Source organism: Saccharothrix algeriensis, from assembly GCF_016907655.1.
GTDB classification, from domain to species: domain Bacteria; phylum Actinomycetota; class Actinomycetes; order Mycobacteriales; family Pseudonocardiaceae; genus Actinosynnema; species Actinosynnema algeriense.
On record NZ_JAFBCL010000001.1, the window covers coordinates 1,626,754 to 1,643,172 of the forward strand.

Genomic DNA, 16,419 nt, shown 5'->3' on the forward strand with positions numbered 1-16,419 from the left:
CGCTAGACGGCGGGTGCGCGCAGGTGGGCGTCGTCGACCGGGTCGGCCTGGCGGGGCAGGCCGGCGGCTCTGCCGAGCCCGGCGGCCACCGCCTGCTCGGTGAGGGTGCGGATCTCCGCCAGGATGTCCAGGTGCTCCTGGGAGGGGGGCGGCCCCACCAGGTTGGAGTGGTTGAACGCGGTGCGTTCGGCGCGGTGCGCCAGGTTCTGGATGCGTCGGATGAGGTCCGATTCCCGGTTGGTGGGCTCAGAGCGCCGTTGCTCAGTCACCCCGGAAGCGTTCACCTCACGCCGGGTGAAGGTAAATCACCTGGTAGTGCGAACTTCGCTGGGTCATCCCAGCTACCCCGGCCAGTCGCACCGAAACGCCACCATCGTGCGACTCAAGCTTCCACCGCCGGGCCGAGCACCACGCCCCGCAGGGGCCGAAGCCCAGCACGAGGGCCACTTCGGTGAGGCGGACCGCCCCCGATCGCCCACCGATCACAACTCGTGCGGGTGAACCGCGCCGGTGCTGAGGGCCGTTGACCCGCTGTCGTCCGGGTGGCACGAACGGGGGACGCCCGGTCCAGCGGGCGGAACTCCCCTCTGGCCGTTCGTGGCCGAGCGCCGGGCCGGGGTCGCCCGCCGGCGTCGGCGCGGTCGCCGGGCGGGGTCGCGAGCGCTTGCGCGGTGCGGGCCGGCTCGGCGCTCCGCCGTCGCGCGCCGCGGCCCCGCCCCCGTCGCCGCCGGGGCGCGCCCGCCGCCGGGGCGCGCCCGCCGCCGGGTGCGCCCGCGGCCGGGTGCGCCCCGGCGCCCGACCCGCTCGTGACCTGCGGCTTCCGGGCGCGTTTAGTCGCCCGTTAGCGAGACGGCGGGGCAGTTGCCCGATACCGGGTGAAGTGGACACCCGATCATGAGTAGGCTGCCTTGGCCCGATCGGGGGACGAACCAGACTGAGGGGGTTACTAAGTGTCACTCACGCCGATCTACGACGACCTGCTGCGCGAGTTCCAGGGCATCATCGAGGCCAGCGCGAACGTCGAGGCCGACGACGCGGGCGCCACCGCGCCGGCCGCCGCCGGGACGACGCCCGCCGCGCCGGCGGCCGGGGGCTGACGGCCGCGGCGCGGGCCCGGCGCGCCGGCGGGCCCGACCGCGGCGGACCGGCCTACTTCGGCTGCTGCAGCAGGTCGGCCGGCACCGGCTCGTCCTTCTCCAGCGCGCCGAACAGCCGCAGGGCGTTGGTGCGGTCCCACTGCACGACCGAACCCGCGCCCGGCACCGTCGGGGTGCCGCCGACCGGCACCGTCACGTTGTCCACGCCGCCGCTCATCCCGAACGCCATGCCGGCCAGGTCGTGCAGGTGGTCGTCGTCGTCCACGGAGATGGAGTCGGTGGCCGCGAACAGCAGCGGGAACGCCCGGAACGGGTTGATCAGCGTCCCGGCGCTGGTCGCCTTGTCCGACAGGGCGGAGAGGAACTCGCGCTGGTTCTGCACGCGCTGGAGGTCGGCCGAGGCGAACGCCCTGGTGCGGACGAACCCGAGCGCCTGCGCGCCGTCGAGCTCCTGGCAGCCCGGCTGGAGGTCGAGCCCGGCCAGCGGGTCGTTCATCGGCTCCTCGATGCACATGTCCACGCCGCCCACGGCGTCGACGATGCCCGCGAAGCCGCCGAACCCGATCTCCATGTAGTGGTCGACGCGCAGGCCGGTCGCGCCCTCGACGGTCTGCACCAGCAGCGGCGCGCCGCCGAACGCGAACGCCGCGTTGATCTTGTTCTTGCCGTTGCCGGGGATGTCCACGTAGGAGTCGCGCGGCACGCTCACCAGGGTCGCCTTCCCGGAGCCGTCCGGGATGTGCAGGACCATGATGGTGTCGGTGCGCCGCCCGCCCGCGTCGCCGGTGGCCAGCGCGGACTTCTGCTCCTCGCTCAGGTCGTCCCGCGCGTCCGAGCCCACCAGCAGCCAGTTCGTGCCGGGGGTGTCCGCGGGGCGGCCCTCGTAGTCGGGCAGGGCGTCGATGCGGCGCAGCGAGGAGTCGACGTAGACCCACAGGCCGACGACGAGCGCCAGCAGCAGCACCAGGACCACCAGGACGATCCGGCCGACCCTGGGCTTGCGGCGCTTGGGCGCGGGCCGGTACCCCGCCCGCTGGTACCCCTGGTGGTAGCCGGCGCTCATGTCAGCGACCCCGATCCCGTGTGTTGGCTTGCGTCTCGCACCTAAAGACGCGGTGTGCGCCGCGAGGTTGCCAGCCTAGTGCCCCGGCGGCAGCACCAGCGTGCGCAGGAGGTGCTCCAGGGACGCCTCCGGGTCGTCGGTCAGGCCGGTGTGCGCGGGCGAGGTCTGGATCACGGTGCTGCGCGGCGCGGTCAGCCAGCGGAACCGCCGGCCGGGCGTGGTCGCGGCCACCGGGCCGGCCTTCGGGTCGCCGTCGCAGGACACCCCCAGGTGCGCCAGGTGCGCCCGGAGCAGTTCGACGTCCGCGGACGGGTCGAGCGCGCGCAGGCGGTGCTCGTCGACGTGCACGCGCGCGCCGAGGTAGTCCAGCGGAGCGCAGTAGACGAGCACGCCGACGTTGACGAACTCACCCCGCTCCGGCCTGGGCACGGCGCGCAGCAGCGCGTACTCAAACACGTGCGGCACGGGCGGCCTCCAGGGCGTCCACCCAGGCGCGCGGCTGGGCGAGGCGGGTCGCGAAGAACTGCTCATAGGCTGCGCGAACCTTATCGGGCGTGCCGAAGACCTCGTCCTGGGCGAGCCACTCGTCGGGCGCCAGCGCCAGGACCTCGCGGACCAGCTCGGGCGTCACGCGCGCGGACAGCTCCGCGTCGACCTCGGCCAGCGGCCCGGCGAAGGGCGTCATCAGGTGGTCGGCGGCGTCGAAGCGGTAGGTCGCGGCCGGGAAGCGGTCGGGTCGCCACGAGTGGTGGAAGTACAGCGAGGCGCCGTGGTCGATCAGCCACAGCTCGCGGTGCCACAGCAGGGTGTTGGGGTTGCGCCAGCTGCGGTCGACGTTGAGCGTCAGGGCGTCCAGCCACAGCAGGCGCGCCGCCGTCTCCGCGGACGGCTCGCGCACCACCGGGTTGTAGTCGAACGAGCCGGGCAGGTAGTCCAGGCCCAGGTTGACGCCGCCGCTGGCGCGCAGCAGCTCCTGCACCTCCTGGTCGGGCTCGGCGGAGGCCAGCTGCGGGTCCAGGTCGACCAGGACGATCTCGGGCACGCGGAAGCCCAGCCGCCGGGCCAGCTCGCCGACCACCACCTCGGCGATCAGCGCCTTCACGCCCTGGCCCGCGCCGCGGAACTTCAGCACGTACATGCCGAGGTCGTCGGCCTCGACCAGGCCGGGCAGGGAGCCGCCCTCCCGGAAGGGCGTGACGTAGCGGGTGGCGGCGACCGTGCGCAGCCCGTTCGTGGCGTTCACGCCCGGCATCATCGTCGGTCGCGGGCCACCGGCGCCAACCGGTTGACGCCCGCGCGCGGCGCGGCGGGCGGACCCGCGGGCGGGCCGGGCCCGCGGAGCGTTGCGCGCCAGGGGTTTCCGAGCCCGGGGCCCGCGGGGCCGCCCGCGCCGGAACTTCCCGCCGCGGGGTTTCCCGCAGCGGGTTGCTGCAGCGGGTTGCTGCAGCGGGTTGCTGCAGCGGGGTTCCTGCCGGGGGTTTCCCGCTACGGGGCCGCCCGCGTCAGGGCAGGCAGGTAGCCGAGGCGGTGGCCGTCGGAGTTGGGGTGGTAGGAGTCGCTGATCGTGAGGGACAGGTCGTTGATCCACGGGTCGTCGGAGCACACGCCGTGCCCCTCGAAGGCGTCGCGGACGTCGGCGAACCCGAAGCCGGCCGCTTCGGCGCGGGCGCGCACCACCTCGTTGAGCACGTCGGCGGCCCGGTTGAGCGCCGCCCGCTTGTCCACGCTGAGCGAGCAACCGCCGCGCGGCGCGAACAGGCGGGGGTAGCCCAGCACGACGACCGGCGCGGACGTGCGCTCCCGCACCCGCGCGTTCAGCTCGTCGAGCCGCTCGGGCAGCTCCTCGCGCAGGAACCGCTCGGCGCCGGCGACCCGGCGCTCGCACGCCTCATCGCCGCGCAGCACGCACGCGGTCAGCACGTCGGTGAACCCGGCGTCGTTGCCGCCCACCGTCAGCGTGACCAGCGAGGTCTCCGGGGTGATCCGCTCGACCTGCTCCTCGACCTCCTCCGTGGTCGCGCCGCCGCAGGCCGCGAAGACCAGCTCCAGCCCCTTCGCCGAGGCGTACAGCGCAGGGTGGGCGTTGGCGGTGCGCCCGCAGTCCTCGCGGTGCGCGCCGACCCCCGCCGCGTAGGAGTCGCCCAAGGCGACGTACTCGGGCGCGACGGGGGCCGGTGCGGGCGTCAGGGCGGCCACCAGCAGTGCGGGCAGGATGTTCATGCACCGGAGTTACCACTGTGGACGGTCCCGCGCCCGCGGTGTGCCCCTATAGGGCGACGCACACCGGGATCGGCGCCGGGAACGTGCTGGTGAGCTTCAACCGCCCGGTCGCGCGGTCCACCGCGAACGTCGTCACCGTGTTGGAGTTCTGGTTCGACGCGAACAGCAGGCCGCCGGTCGGGTCCAGGGCGATGTGCCGGGGGAAGTCGCCGCCGACCGGGGTGGCCTCCAGCAGCCGCAGCGACGCGCCGCCGTCCTCGACGGCGAACACCGCCACGCTGTCGTGGCCCCGGTTGGACAGGTACACGAACCGGCCGTCGGCCGAGACGACGACCTCGGCCGGGTAGTTGCGCGGGGTCGTGGGCGCGCCCGCGGGCAGGGTGTCGAACTTCCGGCCCGGGGTGAGCGCACCGCGCTCGTAGGAGGCGACCACGACCGTGGAGTCCAGCTCGTTCGCGATGTAGGCGTGCCGACCGGACGGGTGGAACGCCAGGTGCCGCGGCCCGGCGCCGGGGTGCAGCCGGGCGGTGGACACGCGGGTCAGCCTGCCGCCGTCGAGCCGGTAGCCGAACACCGCGTCCGCGCCCAGGTCGACGGCGTGCACGAACGCGCCGGCCGGGTCGACGACCACCTGGTGCGCGTGCGGGCCGTCCTGCCGGTCCGGGTCGGGGCCGGAACCCTTGTGCCGCACCAGGTCCGTGCGCGGGCCCAGGCCGCCGTCGGGGCGCACCGGGTGCACCGACACGCTGCCCGAGCTGTAGTTCGCGGCCAGCACGTGCCCGCGGTGCAGCACCAGGTGGCACGGGTCCGCTCCCCCGGTGCTCTGCACGTTGAGCACCTTCGGCACGCCGTCGGCGCCCACGGCGAGCGCGGTGACCGTGCCCTTCGACTGCTCGTTGACCGCGTAGACCCGACGGCCCGCGTTGATCACGAACGACGGGTTCGGCACGCCCGCCACCACCCCGGTCGACCGCAGCCGGCCGGTGGCCGCGTCGTAGGACGCCAGCCCCAGACCCGTGCCACCGCCCGACCAGGTCGTGTAGGTGCCCAGGTAGACCCGGACCTCCGCGCGCGCCCCGGCGACACCCTCGGTCATCAGCAACCCCGCTCCAACGCCCACGGCCCCCAGGAACCGCCGCCTGTCCACTGTCACGTCAGACCTCCGCTCCACCTTGCCCGCGGCGGTTCCCACAGTGGACTAGACCACTCCGGGAGGGCAATAGGTGCAATGAAGATTGCGCTCAGCGCAACGGGTCGGCCTCCCGGAGACGAGCCAATTCGACCAGTGGATCGTACGAGGGCTCGGGGAAGGTCGGCGCCATCTGCTCCAGCGCCTCCCGCAGCAGCTGGGCGACGGCCCAGTTCCGGTACCACTTGCGGTCCGACGGGATGGCGTACCAGGGCGCGACCGTCGTCGAGCAGCGCACCAGCGCGTCCTGGTAGGCCGCCTGGTACTCGGTGAACCTCGCCCGCACCGCCAGGTCGTGCGGGTCGTACTTCCACCGCTTCGCCGGGTTCTCCAGCCGCGCGACCAGGCGCTCCTTCTGCCGCTCCGGCGAGATGTGCAGGAAGCACTTGACGATCGTCACGCCGCTCGCGGCCAGCTCCGCCTCGAACTCGTTGATCAGCCGGTACCGGCGGCGCCACTCGGCGGCGGGCACCAGCCCGTCCACCCGCGCGACCAGCACGTCCTCGTAGTGCGAGCGGTCGAACACGCCGATGCGGCCCGGCGCGGGCACCTGCCTGCGGACGCGCCACAGGAAGTCGCGCCGCAGCTCGGCGGCGGTCGGCTTCTTGAACGAGGCGATGTGCAGGCCCTGCGGGTTCACCAGGCCGGCGACGTGCCGGATCGTGCCGCCCTTGCCGGAGGTGTCCAGGCCCTGCAGCACCAGCAGCGCCCGCCGCCGCCCGCCGCCGGTCCCCTCGGCGTAGAGGGTCTCCTGCAGCACGTCCAGCGCCGCGCCCACCTCGCGCACCCGCTCGGCGGCGGCGACCTTGGACCGGGGCCCGACGGGCGTGGCGGCCGGGTCGAGCGCGGCCAGGTCGAAGTCCTCCGGGACCACCCGGAAGGCGTCGGCGGCCGAACGGGGCCGGGCCGCCTTCCCGGCCGCGGACCTCTTCGCCGTGGTAGCGGTCTTCTTCGCCATCGTCGGACTCTAACCGCGCGATCTTCGCCCCGCCGGGTGCGCAACACTTCGCCGCTCAGACGTCGAACTGCGCAACGATTACACCTGATGCGCAACGCTCCACGGATGAAATCGCCAGCCTGACCCCTCTAGCCTGGTGACATGACCGCCATCGCCGCACCGGCCACCGCGCAGTTCATCGCGCTCGACGACCAGTGGAGCACGCACAACTACCACCCGCTGCCGGTCGTGATCTCCCACGGCGAGGGCGCCTGGGTGACCGACGTCGAGGGGCGCCGCTACCTGGACTTCCTGTCCGGCTACTCGTCCCTCAACTTCGGGCACCGGCACCCCGACCTGGTGGCCGCCGCGGTGGAGCAGCTCGGCCGCGTCACGCTGACCAGCCGCGCGTTCCACCACGACCAGTTCGGCCTGTTCTGCCGCGAGCTGGCCGAGCTGACCGGCACCGAGATGGTGCTCGCGATGAACTCCGGCGCCGAGGCCGTCGAATCGGCCATCAAGGTCGCCCGCAAGTGGGCCTACCGGGTGAAGGGCGTGCCGGAGGGCGCGGCGGAGATCGTCGTCGCCGGCTCCAACTTCCACGGCCGCACCACCACGATCGTGTCGTTCTCCACCGACAGCACCGCGCGCGCGGACTTCGGGCCGTTCACCCCCGGCTTCCGGGCGGTCAAGTACGGCGACCTGGACGCGCTGGCGGACGCGATCACCGACCGCACCGCCGCCGTGCTGATCGAGCCCATCCAGGGCGAGGCCGGCGTCGTCGTGCCGCCGGCCGGCTACCTCGCGGGCATCCGCGCGCTGTGCGACGAGCGCGGCGCGCTGCTGATCGCCGACGAGATCCAGTCCGGCCTGGGCCGCACCGGTGACCTGCTGGCGCTGGACCACGAGGGCGTGCGGGCCGACCTGTACACGCTGGGCAAGGCGCTGGGCGGCGGCATCCTGCCGGTCTCGGCGGTGGTGGGCAGCCGGGCGGTGCTGGGCGTGCTCAAGCCCGGCGAGCACGGCTCGACCTTCGGCGGCAACCCGCTGGCGTGCGCCGTGGGCCGCGCGGTGGTGCGGCTGCTGGCCACCGGCGAGTTCCAGCAGCGGTCGCGCGAGCTGGGCGGCCGGATGCACGCCCGGCTGGGCGAGCTGGTCGGGCGGGGCGTCGCCGAGGTGCGCGGGCGCGGGCTGTGGGCGGGCGTGGAGATCGCGCCCGGCGGGCCGCGCGGGCGCGAGGCGTCCGAGGCGCTGGTGCAGCGGGGCGTGCTGTGCAAGGAGACCCAGGACACCACGCTCCGCGTCGCGCCGCCCCTGGTGGTCACCGAGGAGGAGCTGGACCGGGGCGTCGACGCCATCGCCGAGGTGCTGACGCGCTGACGCGGCGGTCGCGGTCGCGGCGGTCGCGGCGGGCACGCTCCGCGACCGCCCGGACGCGGTGGGCGCGGGGCGTGCCCGCTTTGCACGGTGAGCCCGATTCCGCAGGTCACGACTGGTGCGCGTGGGAGGTGTCCGGCGGCTCCCGCGTGCTACATCTCCGGTATGGGTGAACAGAGGCGGGCCGAGGCGGCTGTCGCGTTGGGACGCTGGACCGAGCCGGAAGAGGTGCTGGCGCGGGGGCGCGCGCTGCGCGACGCGGTCCCGCACGGGGCGCACCGGGCGATGGCGCTCGCGCCCGACCGCCCGTCGGTGGTGCGGTACGTGGAAGCCTCGAACGCCGGGCGGCTGCCCGCGCTGGCGCCGCTGCGCGTCGGTCGGATGGCGGCGTCGCCGTTCGCGTTCTTCCGGGGCAGCGCGGGGCTGATGGCGGGCGACCTGGCGGTGGGGCCGCGCAGCGGGCTGGACGCCCAGCTGTGCGGCGACGCCCACGCCGCGAACTTCGGCCTCTACGGCACGCCCGAGGGCCGGATCGTGATGGACATCAACGACTTCGACGAGACGCTGCCCGGACCGTGGGAGTGGGACCTCAAGCGGCTGGCCACGTCGCTCGTCCTCGCCGGCCGCGAGGGCGGCGTGTCGGAGAGGGGCTGCCGCGACGCGGCGTCGGACGCGGTGCGGGCCTACCGCGGCGCGGCGCGGCACCTGGCCGAGCTGCCGTTCCTGGAGTCGTGGAGCGCGCTGGGCGACGAGTCGGTGCTGAGCCGGTCCCAGGCCGACGACCTGCTCGACGAGTTCAGCAAGGCCGCGTCCAAGGCGCGCAAGAACACCAGCGCGAAGGTCGCCGCCAAGTGGACCCGGCGGGAGGGCGAGCACTGGCGCTTCATCGCCGACCCGCCCGTGCTGACCCGGATCCCGGACGCCGAGGCGCAGTCCGTCGTGGACGCCCTTCCATCCTATGTGGACACCCTGCGCGAGTCGCGCTACGACCTGATCATGCGCTACGGCGTGTCCGACGTGGCGTTCCGCGTGGTCGGCACGGGCAGCGTCGGCCTGCGCAACTACCTGGTCCTGTTGCACGGCAACGGGGACGAGGCGTTGGTCCTGCAGGTGAAGGAGGCCAGGCGGTCGGCGCTGGCCCCGTTCCTGGACGTGCCGGACGCCAAGCACGAGGGCAAGCGGGTCGTGCACGGCGCGCGGCTCGTGCAGGCCGAGACCGACATCCTGCTGGGGTGGACGACCATCGGGGAGCGCCACTTCATCGTCCGCCAGTTCCGCAACCGCAAGGGCGGGATCGACGCGACCACGCTCAAGCGGAACGACCTGGACGACTACGGCCGGTTCGCGGGCGCGCTGCTGGCGCGGGCGCACTCGCGGTCGGTCGACCCGCGGTTGCTGGCGGGGTACTGCGCGGGCGGGGACGAGCTGGACGAGGCGTTCACCCGGTACGCGGTGGACTACGCCGACCGCACGACGGCCGACCACGAGGAGGTGGTCAAGGCGGTGAAGGCCGGGCGGTTGCCCGCGGACCCGGCTTAGGGGCGGGCGGCGGGAGGCGCGTCAGCGCACCCGGTCCACCCGCTGTTCGTCCCAGACCGGTTCGGGCACCTCGACCACCTCGCCGTCCGACCGGAACAGCAGGAAGCGGTCGAAGGCGCGGGCGAACCAGCGGTCGTGGGTGACCGCCACCACGGTGCCGGTGAAGCTCGACAGGGCGTCCTGCAGCGCTTCCGCCGAGTTCAGGTCGAGGTTGTCGGTCGGCTCGTCGAGCAGCAGCAGCGTCGCGCCGGACAGCTCCAGCAGCAGCACCTGGAACCGGGCCTGCTGGCCGCCCGATAGCGACTCGAACCGCTGGTCGCCGGAGCGCGCCAGGCCGTACCGGTCGAGGGCCGCCATCGCCGCGCCGCGGTCGCGGCCCGCCCGGCCGTCGTCGCCGTGCCACAGGAGGTCCACCAGCGTGCGGCCGATCCACTCCGGGTGCTGGTGGGTCTGCGCGAACAGGCCCGGCACGACCCGCGCGCCCAGCCGCCACGCCCCGGTGTGCGCGACGTCGCCGCCGCCGAGCAGCCGCAGGAAGTGGCTCTTGCCCGACCCGTTGGAGCCGAGCACGGCCACCCGGTCGCCGAAGAAGATCTCCGCGTCGAACGGCTTCATCAGGCCGGTCAGCCCCAGCCCGGCGCAGGTGATCGCGCGCAGCCCGGTCCGGCCGCCGCGCAGCCGCGGCGCCACCCGCTCCTCGGTCGGCAGCTCCGGCGGCGGGCCGGCCGCCTCGAACCGCTCCAGCCGCGACCGCGTCGCCCGGTACTTCGCGGCGACGGCCTCGCTGGTCTTCGCCTGCACCTGCAGGGTGCGGACCAGCTCCCGGAGCCGCTCGTGCTCCTCGTCCCAGCGGCGGTGCAGCTCGGCCAGCCGCTCGACGCGCGCGGCGCGGGCGGCGTGCCAGGTGCCGAACGACCCGGTGTGCGTCCACGCCGAGTGCGCCTCCACGGTGACCACGTGCGTCGCGGCGACGGCGAGCAGCTCGCGGTCGTGGCTGACCAGCAGCACGCCCTTGTCGGTCTCGGCGAGCCGCTGCTCCAGCCACCGCTTGCCCGGCACGTCCAGGTAGTTGTCCGGCTCGTCGAGCAGCAGCACCTGCTCGGGCCCGCGCAGCAGCGCCTCCAGCACCAGCCGCTTCTGCTCGCCGCCGGACAGCGTGCGCACCTCGCGGAACCGGGCCCGGTCGAACGGCACGCCCAGCGCCGCCACCGTCACCGTGTCCCACAGCACCTCGGCTTCGTAGCCGCCGGCCTCGCCCCAGTCGGCCAGCGCGCCGGCGTAGCGCAGCTGGGTCGGCTCGTCGTCGGTCCCCATCAGCGCCAGCTCGGCCGCGTCCAGCTCCCGCGCCGCGTCCCGCAGCGGCTTCGGCGACGCGGCCAGCAGCAGGTCCCGCACCGTGCTCGAATCCCGCACCGACCCGACGAACTGCGGCATCACGCCCAGCCCGCCCTGGACCCGCACGCCGCCGGCGGCGGGCGCCAGCTCGCCGGACAGGATGCGCAGCAGGGTCGTCTTGCCCACGCCGTTCGCGCCGACCAGCGCGACCACCGAGCCCTGGCCGACCTTGAACGACACGTCGCGGAACAGCTCGCGGCCGTCGGGCAGGCGGAAGGCGAGGCCGTTCGCGTCGAGGAATCCCACACCGCGCATCGTCGCCGGTCACGGCCCGCGGGGCCACCGAGTTTCGCGTGCTCGCGCCTGGCCGTGCGGACGGCCGGTGGCGGCGGAGGTCGGGGTGGCGCCCACCAGGGGGCGGGCTCGGCGCAGGACGGGGCTCGACGCGGGATCGGGCTCGGCGCGGGGTCGGGCTCAGCGCAGGGTGAAGCCGCGCAGCAGGACGCTGACCGCCGCGCACCCGAAGGACGCGAGCGCCGGCCCGAGCGAGCCGAGGGTCAGCAGCAGCACCCCCAGCGCGCCGAACGTGGCGGCCAGCGCGTAGGACAGGGTGGGGTGGCGAGGGCGACCGGCGACCAGCGCGTTGGCCAGTGCAGGCTCCTCCACGGCGAGTCTGTGCTCTATCTCGTTCAGCGTCCGGCGCTCCGCATCGCTCATCACGCATGCGGGATACCCGGCGCCCACCCCCGAAAACCGGCGCGAACGGGGGCCGGGGCTAACGCGAAAGGGCTACCAGTCGGGATACCGCCCGCAGGTACTTCTTGCGGTAGCCGCCGCGCAGCATCTCGTCGGTGAACAGCTCCGACAGCGGCGCGCCGGACACCGCCACCGGGATGTCGCGGTCGTAGAGCCGGTCGCCCAGCGCCACCAGCCGCAGCGCCACCGCCTGGTCCGGCGCGGGCGCCACGCCCCGCAGGTGCACGGCCGTGACGCCGTCCAGCAGCCGCCCGTAGCGCGAGGGGTGCAGGCGGGCCAGGTGCGCGCACAGGTCGTCGAAGTCGTCGAGGGTCGCGCCGGGCGTGCTCTCCGCCTTCGCGGCCAGCTCCCCGTCGCCCATCGGCTCCGGCGCGTCGGGCAGGCCGCGGTGCCGGTAGTCCGGGCCGTCCACGCGCACGACGGTGAACTTCTCCGCCATGGACTGGATCTCGCGCAGGAAGTCCGCCGCCGCGAACCGGCCCTCCCCCAGCTTGTCCGGCAGCGTGTTCGAGGTCGCCGCGACCGCGACGCCCGCCGCGGACAGCTCCTTGATCAGCCGCGTCACCAGCATCGTGTCGCCCGGGTCGTCCAGCTCGAACTCGTCGATGGCCAGCAGCTCGTGCCCGGACAGCCGCGCCACGGTCTCGGCGAAGCCCAGCGCGCCCACCAGGTTCGTCAGCTCCACGAACGTCCCGTAGGACTTGGGGCCCGGCACGGCGTGCCAGGTGGAGGCGAGCAGGTGGGTCTTGCCGACGCCGAACCCGCCGTCGAGGTACAGGCCGGGCTTGTCCTGCCCGCCCTTGCGGAACAGCGAGCCGAACCAGCCCTTCGGCCCCTCCGGCACCCGCTCGGCGAACGACCGGCACGCCGCCACCGCCGCGGCCTGGCTCGGCTCGTCCGGGTTGGGCAGGTAGGTGTCGAACCGGACGGCGTCGAAGCGGGGCGGCGGGACCATCGCCCGGACCAGTTCGTCCGGCTCGACGCGGGGGTCGCGGTCGGACAGGCGGGGGGCTGACATGCCCGAAGCGTAACGGCGTGCTGGGATGGGCACGTGCAGATGTTGTGGCCGCCACCCTCCCCGGGCGCCGGGGCGACCGGGCTCACCGACGCCGAGCTGGAACGGCTCTACGACTACCCGCCCGACCTCGACCGGCCCTGGGTGCAGGTGAACTTCGTCGCCAGCGTGGACGGGGCGGTCACCGTCGCCGGGAAGTCCGGCGGGCTGGGCAACCCGGCGGACAAGAAGGTGTTCGCGCTGGGCCGCGACCTGGCCGACGTGGTGCTGGTCGGCGCGCGCACCGCGCTCATCGAGGGCTACCAGGGCGTGAAGGCGGGCGAGGTGCGGCGGGAGCGCCGGGCCCGGCTGGGCCTCGCGGAGGTGCCGCCGATCGCCGTCGTGACCGCGCGGTGCTCCGTCGAGCCCACCTCGCCGCTGCTGACCGGGACGACCGCGCCGCCGATCGTGCTGACCACGTCCTCGGCGCCGGCCGAGCGGCGGGCCGCCCTCGCCGCGGCGGGCGCGGACGTCGTCGTGGCCGGTGACGACGAGGTGGACCCGCGCGCCGCGCTGGCGGCGCTGGACGAGCGCGGGCTGCGGCGGGTCGACTGCGAGGGCGGGCCGACGCTGTTCGGCGCGCTCATCGCCGAGGACCTGGTGGACGTGCTGTGCGTGACGTTCGCGCCGCTGCTCACCGGCGGCGACGCCGGGCGCATCGCCACCGGCCCGCTGCCCGCCGCGCCGCGCGACCTGGAGCTGGCGTCGGTGCTGCGGCACGAGAGCGCACTGCTGCTGAGGTACACCCGATCGGGTGGGTGACACCGGACCGCCCCCGCGGCGGCCCGGGCGCGCGGCAGGCCGTGCCGGTGTGATGCGCGTCACACTGCCGTGATGACGGGGACGCGGGCGGCCTCCGAACCAGTGCAGAACGATTCGGCACCGGATCCTGGAGGACCCCATGTCCCAGACGACCGCCTCGACAGCGTCCAAGCCGGACACCGGCACCGTGCCCGCCCGGCTGGCCGACGAGACCACCCAGGGCAAGACCACCATCGCGTCCTCGGTCGTGCAGAAGGTCGCCGGCATCGCGGCCCGCGAGATCTCCGGCGTGCACGCGCTGGGCGGCGGGGTGTCGCGGGCGTTCGGGGCGCTGCGCGAGCGCATCCCCGGCGCGGGCACCTCGGCCACCAGCGGGGTCAGCGTCGAGGTGGGCGAGAAGCAGGCCGCGGTCGACCTCGACCTCGTGGTCGAGTACGGGGCGGGCATCGTCGACCTGGCCCGCGCCGTGCGGCGCAACGTCATCACGGCGGTGGAGCGCATCACCGGCCTGGAGGTCATCGAGGTCAACATCGCGGTCAACGACATCCACTTCCCCGAGGACGACGACGAGCAGGAACCGGCCCCGTCCCGCGTCGAGTGATGGCCCCGTCGGGACGACCGGCGGACCCGTCGGGACGACCGGTGGAGCTGCCGGAACGGCTGGCGGAGGTGCTGCTGGCCCACCCGTCGGTGGCCCGCCTCGGCGGCGGCTTCGCGTCCTACCTGCCCGGCCGCCGGGTGGTGGGCGTGCGGGCGGAGGACCGGCGGGTCGGCGTGTCGGTGGTCCTGCGCCCGGACCGGCCCATCCCCGAGGTGGTGGCCGAGCTGCGCGCGGTGGTCACCGCGGTGGCGGGTGACGTGCCGGTGGACGTGGAGGTGGCGGACCTCGCCGAACCCGAACCCGGGCCTGAACCCGAACCCGGCCCGCTCAAGCCCGGTCGCGGCGAGCCCGGCTCCGGGGCTCCCGCGCCGCCGCGGAACCCGTGACCGCGATCCGCCCCGGCCGCACGTCGGGAGCGCGCCGAGCGGGAACCCCGTGTCCAGAGGACGCGACGAGGCTGGAGGAACCATGTCTCGACCTACACGATCCGGTGAATTCCGTGCCGAGCTCCGGGCGTTCGTCCGGGCCAACCACCCCGATGTCGGGGGTGATCCGGAGGTGTTCGCCCGCGGGCTGGCCGAGTTGCGGGACCGGGCGCGTGCGGGAGCGTGTGACGGGAGCGGGTCCGGGCGACCGGGCGACGAGCGGCGCGCCGACCGGTACGACGCGCCCGTGGTGCTGGTGCGGCGCCGGTTCTGGCACCGGCTGTTCAAGCGCCGGGTGCGGCGCGACCTGATCTAGGAGCCTGAGGAGTGCTGCGCATGAACGGAACACAGACCGGGTTGTTGGCGGGCCTCGTCCTGGGGCTGGCCGCCACCGGCGGTTTCACCGCGTTCCTGGTCACCCTCGCGGTCGGCGTCATCGGCCTGGTGGTGGGCCGGGTGCTCGACGGCGAGCTGGACCTCGGCGACCTCCTCGGGCGGGGGCGGGACAGGTGACCCTCGCCGACGCGCCGACGCGCGCGCCCGTCGACGGGCGGGACGGCGACGACGGCGGCGACCGGGGCGGGCTGGAGGTCCACCGGTCCGTGGTCCGCAAGGTCGCCGCCCACGCCGTCGCGCGGGTGCCCGACGCGCTGCCCGGGGCGTCGGTGAAGGTCCACGGCGACGGGCCGGACGTCGAGATCGCCGTCAAGGTCGCGCTGCGCTACCCCGCCCCGGTGCGGGAGGCCGCCCGGGAGGTGCGGCGCTCGGTCGCCGACGAGGTGGAGCGGATCACCGGCCACCGGGTGCTGGACGTGACGGTGGCGGTGACCGCGCTGCGCACCGCGACCCGACCACGAGTGGAGTGAAGCCGTGCGCGTGCTGCTGCGCCTGCTGTCCCCGTTCCTCGGGCTGGCCGTGGCCTGCGCCGGCGCGCTGCTGGTCGCCGAGGTCGCCTGGCACTGGGCGGGCAACGGGCACCTGGCGCCCCGCCCGCCGACCGGCGTGACCTGGACCGACGACCGGGTGCGGCCCATCGCCCTGGCGACCGCCGTCGCCGGGCTGCTGCTCCTGCTGATCGCCCTGACCGCGCGGCGCAGGTTCGTCCGCCTGCACGACCCGGCGGACGGCGTCGTCGTCACCACCACGCCGACCGCACTGGCCCGGGTGGTCGGCAACCGGGTGCGCGCCGAGGAGGGCGTCGCCGGCGCGTCGGTCACCGCGTCCCGGCGCAGGATCCGCGTGCGGGCCACCAGCCGCCTGCACGACGAGGCCGCGCTGCGCCCCCGCCTGCTCGACGTGGCGGGCAGGACGGTGAAGGCCCTGCCCCTGCCGTCCCCGCCCAAGGTGTCCGTCGTCGTCAGCTCGCCCAAGGACCGCGCGCCCCGCAAGCGCTTGGACCGCGAAGCCCACGAGCACCGCCCGCCGGAGCGGCCGGCCGCGGGCGCCGACCACCGGGAGGGCCGATGATCGCCCGCTCCAACCGCCTGGAACGGGTCTGCGCGGGCCTGCTCGGCGCGCTGGCCCTGCTCGCCGGCGCGGGCGCGCTCGCGCTGCACCTGCGCCGCGTCGACCGCCCCGTCCTGGACCCGGCCCTGCGCGACTGGGTGCGCGACCACCTCCTGCCCGTCCGGGTCGGGGCGATCGTCCTGGGCCTGCTGCTGGTCGTGGTGGGGCTGCGCTGGGCGTGGCGGGCCGTCACGCCCGAGAAGCACCCCGACCTGGACCTGGAGGACGGGCTGGTGGTCACCTCCGACGCGCTCGCCGACGCCGTGAAGGCCGACGTCGAGCAGGTGGGCGGCGTGGCGTCGGCCGGCGTCAAGGTGGTCGGCGAGCCCGCGCTGCGGCTGAAGCTGACCCTGCGGCAGGGCGCGGACGTGCGGGCGGTGTGGCAGGAGCTGGACGGGGTGCTGGGCCGGGCGCGGGACGCCCTGGGCGTGCGGGTGCTGCCCGCGGCCGTGCGGCTGGACCTGGCGGCGCGGCACCGGCGGCGCGTGCGCTGAGGCCGACCGCCGAAGACCGGCCGGCGGGGTCCGGTTGTCGCGGAACCGCGTGCGTCGACCGGGC

At 74.9% G+C, this 16,419-nt stretch carries 21 protein-coding genes; 11 read left to right on the top strand and 10 right to left on the bottom strand.

The window, feature by feature from the left end; all coding sequences use genetic code 11:
* Window positions 1-2: 2 nt before the first annotated feature.
* Window positions 3-269 carry a hypothetical protein gene (locus tag JOE68_RS06990; RefSeq protein ID WP_204841516.1) on the bottom strand — a complete coding sequence of 89 codons (267 nt, stop codon included), beginning with the start codon at window positions 267-269 and terminating at the stop codon, window positions 3-5.
* 681 nt (window positions 270-950) lie between these two features.
* Between JOE68_RS06990 and JOE68_RS06995 the strand changes: the two genes are divergently transcribed.
* The gene (locus JOE68_RS06995) at window positions 951-1,097 is read left to right on the top strand and encodes a hypothetical protein (protein WP_204841517.1); all 147 of its coding nucleotides are present in this window, start codon (window positions 951-953) and stop codon (window positions 1,095-1,097) included.
* A 52-nt stretch (window positions 1,098-1,149) separates the two neighbouring features.
* On the opposite strand, the gene JOE68_RS07000 is transcribed toward JOE68_RS06995, so the two are convergent.
* From JOE68_RS07000 to JOE68_RS07025, 6 genes are all read right to left on the bottom strand, one after another.
* Window positions 1,150-2,160 (bottom strand): LCP family protein, encoded by a 1,011-nt coding sequence (locus JOE68_RS07000; RefSeq protein WP_204841518.1) that lies wholly within the window; start codon window positions 2,158-2,160, stop codon window positions 1,150-1,152.
* Window positions 2,161-2,235: 75 nt separating this feature from the next.
* Window positions 2,236-2,625, bottom strand: coding sequence for a DUF3037 domain-containing protein (locus JOE68_RS07005; protein ID WP_204841519.1), 390 nt, complete (start codon window positions 2,623-2,625; stop codon window positions 2,236-2,238).
* A complete protein-coding gene (locus JOE68_RS07010; protein WP_346039065.1) occupies window positions 2,609-3,403 on the bottom strand; it encodes a HipA family kinase in 795 nt (264 codons plus the stop codon). The genes JOE68_RS07005 and JOE68_RS07010 overlap by 17 nt, the downstream gene beginning before the upstream one ends.
* Before the next feature lie 242 nt (window positions 3,404-3,645).
* Complete coding sequence (locus JOE68_RS07015; protein ID WP_204841520.1) at window positions 3,646-4,380, bottom strand: SGNH/GDSL hydrolase family protein; 735 nt, start codon at window positions 4,378-4,380, stop codon at window positions 3,646-3,648.
* A 46-nt stretch (window positions 4,381-4,426) separates the two neighbouring features.
* Entirely contained in the window at window positions 4,427-5,476 is a 1,050-nt protein-coding gene (locus JOE68_RS07020; RefSeq protein WP_239562161.1) for a lactonase family protein, read from the bottom strand.
* A gap of 145 nt (window positions 5,477-5,621) precedes the next feature.
* Window positions 5,622-6,527, bottom strand: a complete 906-nt coding sequence (locus JOE68_RS07025; protein ID WP_204841521.1) for a PPK2 family polyphosphate kinase — start codon at window positions 6,525-6,527, stop codon at window positions 5,622-5,624.
* A gap of 141 nt (window positions 6,528-6,668) precedes the next feature.
* Here JOE68_RS07025 and rocD point away from each other — a divergent pair, with 141 nt between their 5' ends.
* Both rocD and JOE68_RS07035 read left to right on the top strand, forming a co-directional pair.
* Entirely contained in the window at window positions 6,669-7,886 is a 1,218-nt protein-coding gene (gene rocD, locus JOE68_RS07030) for an ornithine--oxo-acid transaminase (protein WP_204841522.1), read from the top strand.
* 162 nt (window positions 7,887-8,048) lie between these two features.
* On the top strand, window positions 8,049-9,422 hold the full coding sequence (locus JOE68_RS07035; protein ID WP_204841523.1) for a DUF2252 domain-containing protein: 1,374 nt from the start codon (window positions 8,049-8,051) through the stop codon (window positions 9,420-9,422).
* A 21-nt stretch (window positions 9,423-9,443) separates the two neighbouring features.
* Here JOE68_RS07035 and JOE68_RS07040 read toward each other — a convergent pair whose 3' ends face one another.
* From JOE68_RS07040 to zapE, 3 genes are all read right to left on the bottom strand, one after another.
* On the bottom strand, window positions 9,444-11,072 hold the full coding sequence (locus JOE68_RS07040) for an ABC-F family ATP-binding cassette domain-containing protein (RefSeq protein WP_204841524.1): 1,629 nt from the start codon (window positions 11,070-11,072) through the stop codon (window positions 9,444-9,446).
* Between the two features lie 159 nt (window positions 11,073-11,231).
* A complete protein-coding gene (locus JOE68_RS07045) occupies window positions 11,232-11,474 on the bottom strand; it encodes a DUF3040 domain-containing protein (RefSeq protein WP_239563047.1) in 243 nt (80 codons plus the stop codon).
* 58 nt (window positions 11,475-11,532) lie between these two features.
* A complete protein-coding gene (gene zapE, locus JOE68_RS07050) occupies window positions 11,533-12,531 on the bottom strand; it encodes a cell division protein ZapE (protein ID WP_204841526.1) in 999 nt (332 codons plus the stop codon).
* A 39-nt stretch (window positions 12,532-12,570) separates the two neighbouring features.
* On the opposite strand from zapE, the gene JOE68_RS07055 reads away from it, so the two are divergent.
* From JOE68_RS07055 to JOE68_RS07090, 8 genes are all read left to right on the top strand, one after another.
* Window positions 12,571-13,329: a pyrimidine reductase family protein gene (locus tag JOE68_RS07055; protein WP_204845968.1), complete on the top strand. Its 759-nt coding sequence runs from the start codon at window positions 12,571-12,573 to the stop codon at window positions 13,327-13,329.
* A 139-nt stretch (window positions 13,330-13,468) separates the two neighbouring features.
* Entirely contained in the window at window positions 13,469-13,930 is a 462-nt protein-coding gene (locus tag JOE68_RS07060) for an Asp23/Gls24 family envelope stress response protein (protein WP_204841527.1), read from the top strand.
* A 41-nt stretch (window positions 13,931-13,971) separates the two neighbouring features.
* Entirely contained in the window at window positions 13,972-14,316 is a 345-nt protein-coding gene (locus JOE68_RS07065; protein ID WP_307819561.1) for a hypothetical protein, read from the top strand.
* 172 nt (window positions 14,317-14,488) lie between these two features.
* The gene (locus JOE68_RS07070; RefSeq protein WP_204846391.1) at window positions 14,489-14,671 is read left to right on the top strand and encodes a hypothetical protein; all 183 of its coding nucleotides are present in this window, start codon (window positions 14,489-14,491) and stop codon (window positions 14,669-14,671) included.
* A gap of 20 nt (window positions 14,672-14,691) precedes the next feature.
* Window positions 14,692-14,868 carry a hypothetical protein gene (locus JOE68_RS07075; protein WP_204841528.1) on the top strand — a complete coding sequence of 59 codons (177 nt, stop codon included), beginning with the start codon at window positions 14,692-14,694 and terminating at the stop codon, window positions 14,866-14,868.
* Window positions 14,865-15,221 (top strand): Asp23/Gls24 family envelope stress response protein, encoded by a 357-nt coding sequence (locus tag JOE68_RS07080; protein WP_204841529.1) that lies wholly within the window; start codon window positions 14,865-14,867, stop codon window positions 15,219-15,221. The genes JOE68_RS07075 and JOE68_RS07080 overlap by 4 nt, the downstream gene beginning before the upstream one ends.
* Window positions 15,222-15,225: 4 nt before the next feature.
* Window positions 15,226-15,822, top strand: coding sequence for a DUF6286 domain-containing protein (locus JOE68_RS07085; protein ID WP_307819562.1), 597 nt, complete (start codon window positions 15,226-15,228; stop codon window positions 15,820-15,822).
* Window positions 15,819-16,355 carry an alkaline shock response membrane anchor protein AmaP gene (locus tag JOE68_RS07090; RefSeq protein WP_204841530.1) on the top strand — a complete coding sequence of 179 codons (537 nt, stop codon included), beginning with the start codon at window positions 15,819-15,821 and terminating at the stop codon, window positions 16,353-16,355. The genes JOE68_RS07085 and JOE68_RS07090 overlap by 4 nt, the downstream gene beginning before the upstream one ends.
* The last annotated feature ends 64 nt before the right edge of the window (window positions 16,356-16,419 follow it).

Bases quoted from the DNA above. Each gene is read 5' to 3' on its own strand.
- JOE68_RS07000 (WP_204841518.1), bottom strand. From the start codon at position 2,160: ATGAGCGCCGGCTACCACCAGGGGTACCAGCGGGCGGGGTACCGGCCC.
- JOE68_RS07015 (WP_204841520.1), bottom strand. From the start codon at position 4,380: ATGAACATCCTGCCCGCACTGCTGGTGGCCGCCCTGACGCCCGCACCG.
- JOE68_RS07020 (WP_239562161.1), bottom strand. From the start codon at position 5,476: ATGACCGAGGGTGTCGCCGGGGCGCGCGCGGAGGTCCGGGTCTACCTG.
- JOE68_RS07025 (WP_204841521.1), bottom strand. From the start codon at position 6,527: ATGGCGAAGAAGACCGCTACCACGGCGAAGAGGTCCGCGGCCGGGAAG.
- rocD (WP_204841522.1), top strand. From the start codon at position 6,669: ATGACCGCCATCGCCGCACCGGCCACCGCGCAGTTCATCGCGCTCGAC.
- JOE68_RS07035 (WP_204841523.1), top strand. From the start codon at position 8,049: ATGGGTGAACAGAGGCGGGCCGAGGCGGCTGTCGCGTTGGGACGCTGG.
- JOE68_RS07040 (WP_204841524.1), bottom strand. From the start codon at position 11,072: ATGCGCGGTGTGGGATTCCTCGACGCGAACGGCCTCGCCTTCCGCCTG.
- JOE68_RS07045 (WP_239563047.1), bottom strand. From the start codon at position 11,474: ATGAGCGATGCGGAGCGCCGGACGCTGAACGAGATAGAGCACAGACTC.
- zapE (WP_204841526.1), bottom strand. From the start codon at position 12,531: ATGTCAGCCCCCCGCCTGTCCGACCGCGACCCCCGCGTCGAGCCGGAC.
- JOE68_RS07055 (WP_204845968.1), top strand. From the start codon at position 12,571: ATGTTGTGGCCGCCACCCTCCCCGGGCGCCGGGGCGACCGGGCTCACC.
- JOE68_RS07060 (WP_204841527.1), top strand. From the start codon at position 13,469: ATGTCCCAGACGACCGCCTCGACAGCGTCCAAGCCGGACACCGGCACC.
- JOE68_RS07075 (WP_204841528.1), top strand. From the start codon at position 14,692: ATGAACGGAACACAGACCGGGTTGTTGGCGGGCCTCGTCCTGGGGCTG.
- JOE68_RS07090 (WP_204841530.1), top strand. From the start codon at position 15,819: ATGATCGCCCGCTCCAACCGCCTGGAACGGGTCTGCGCGGGCCTGCTC.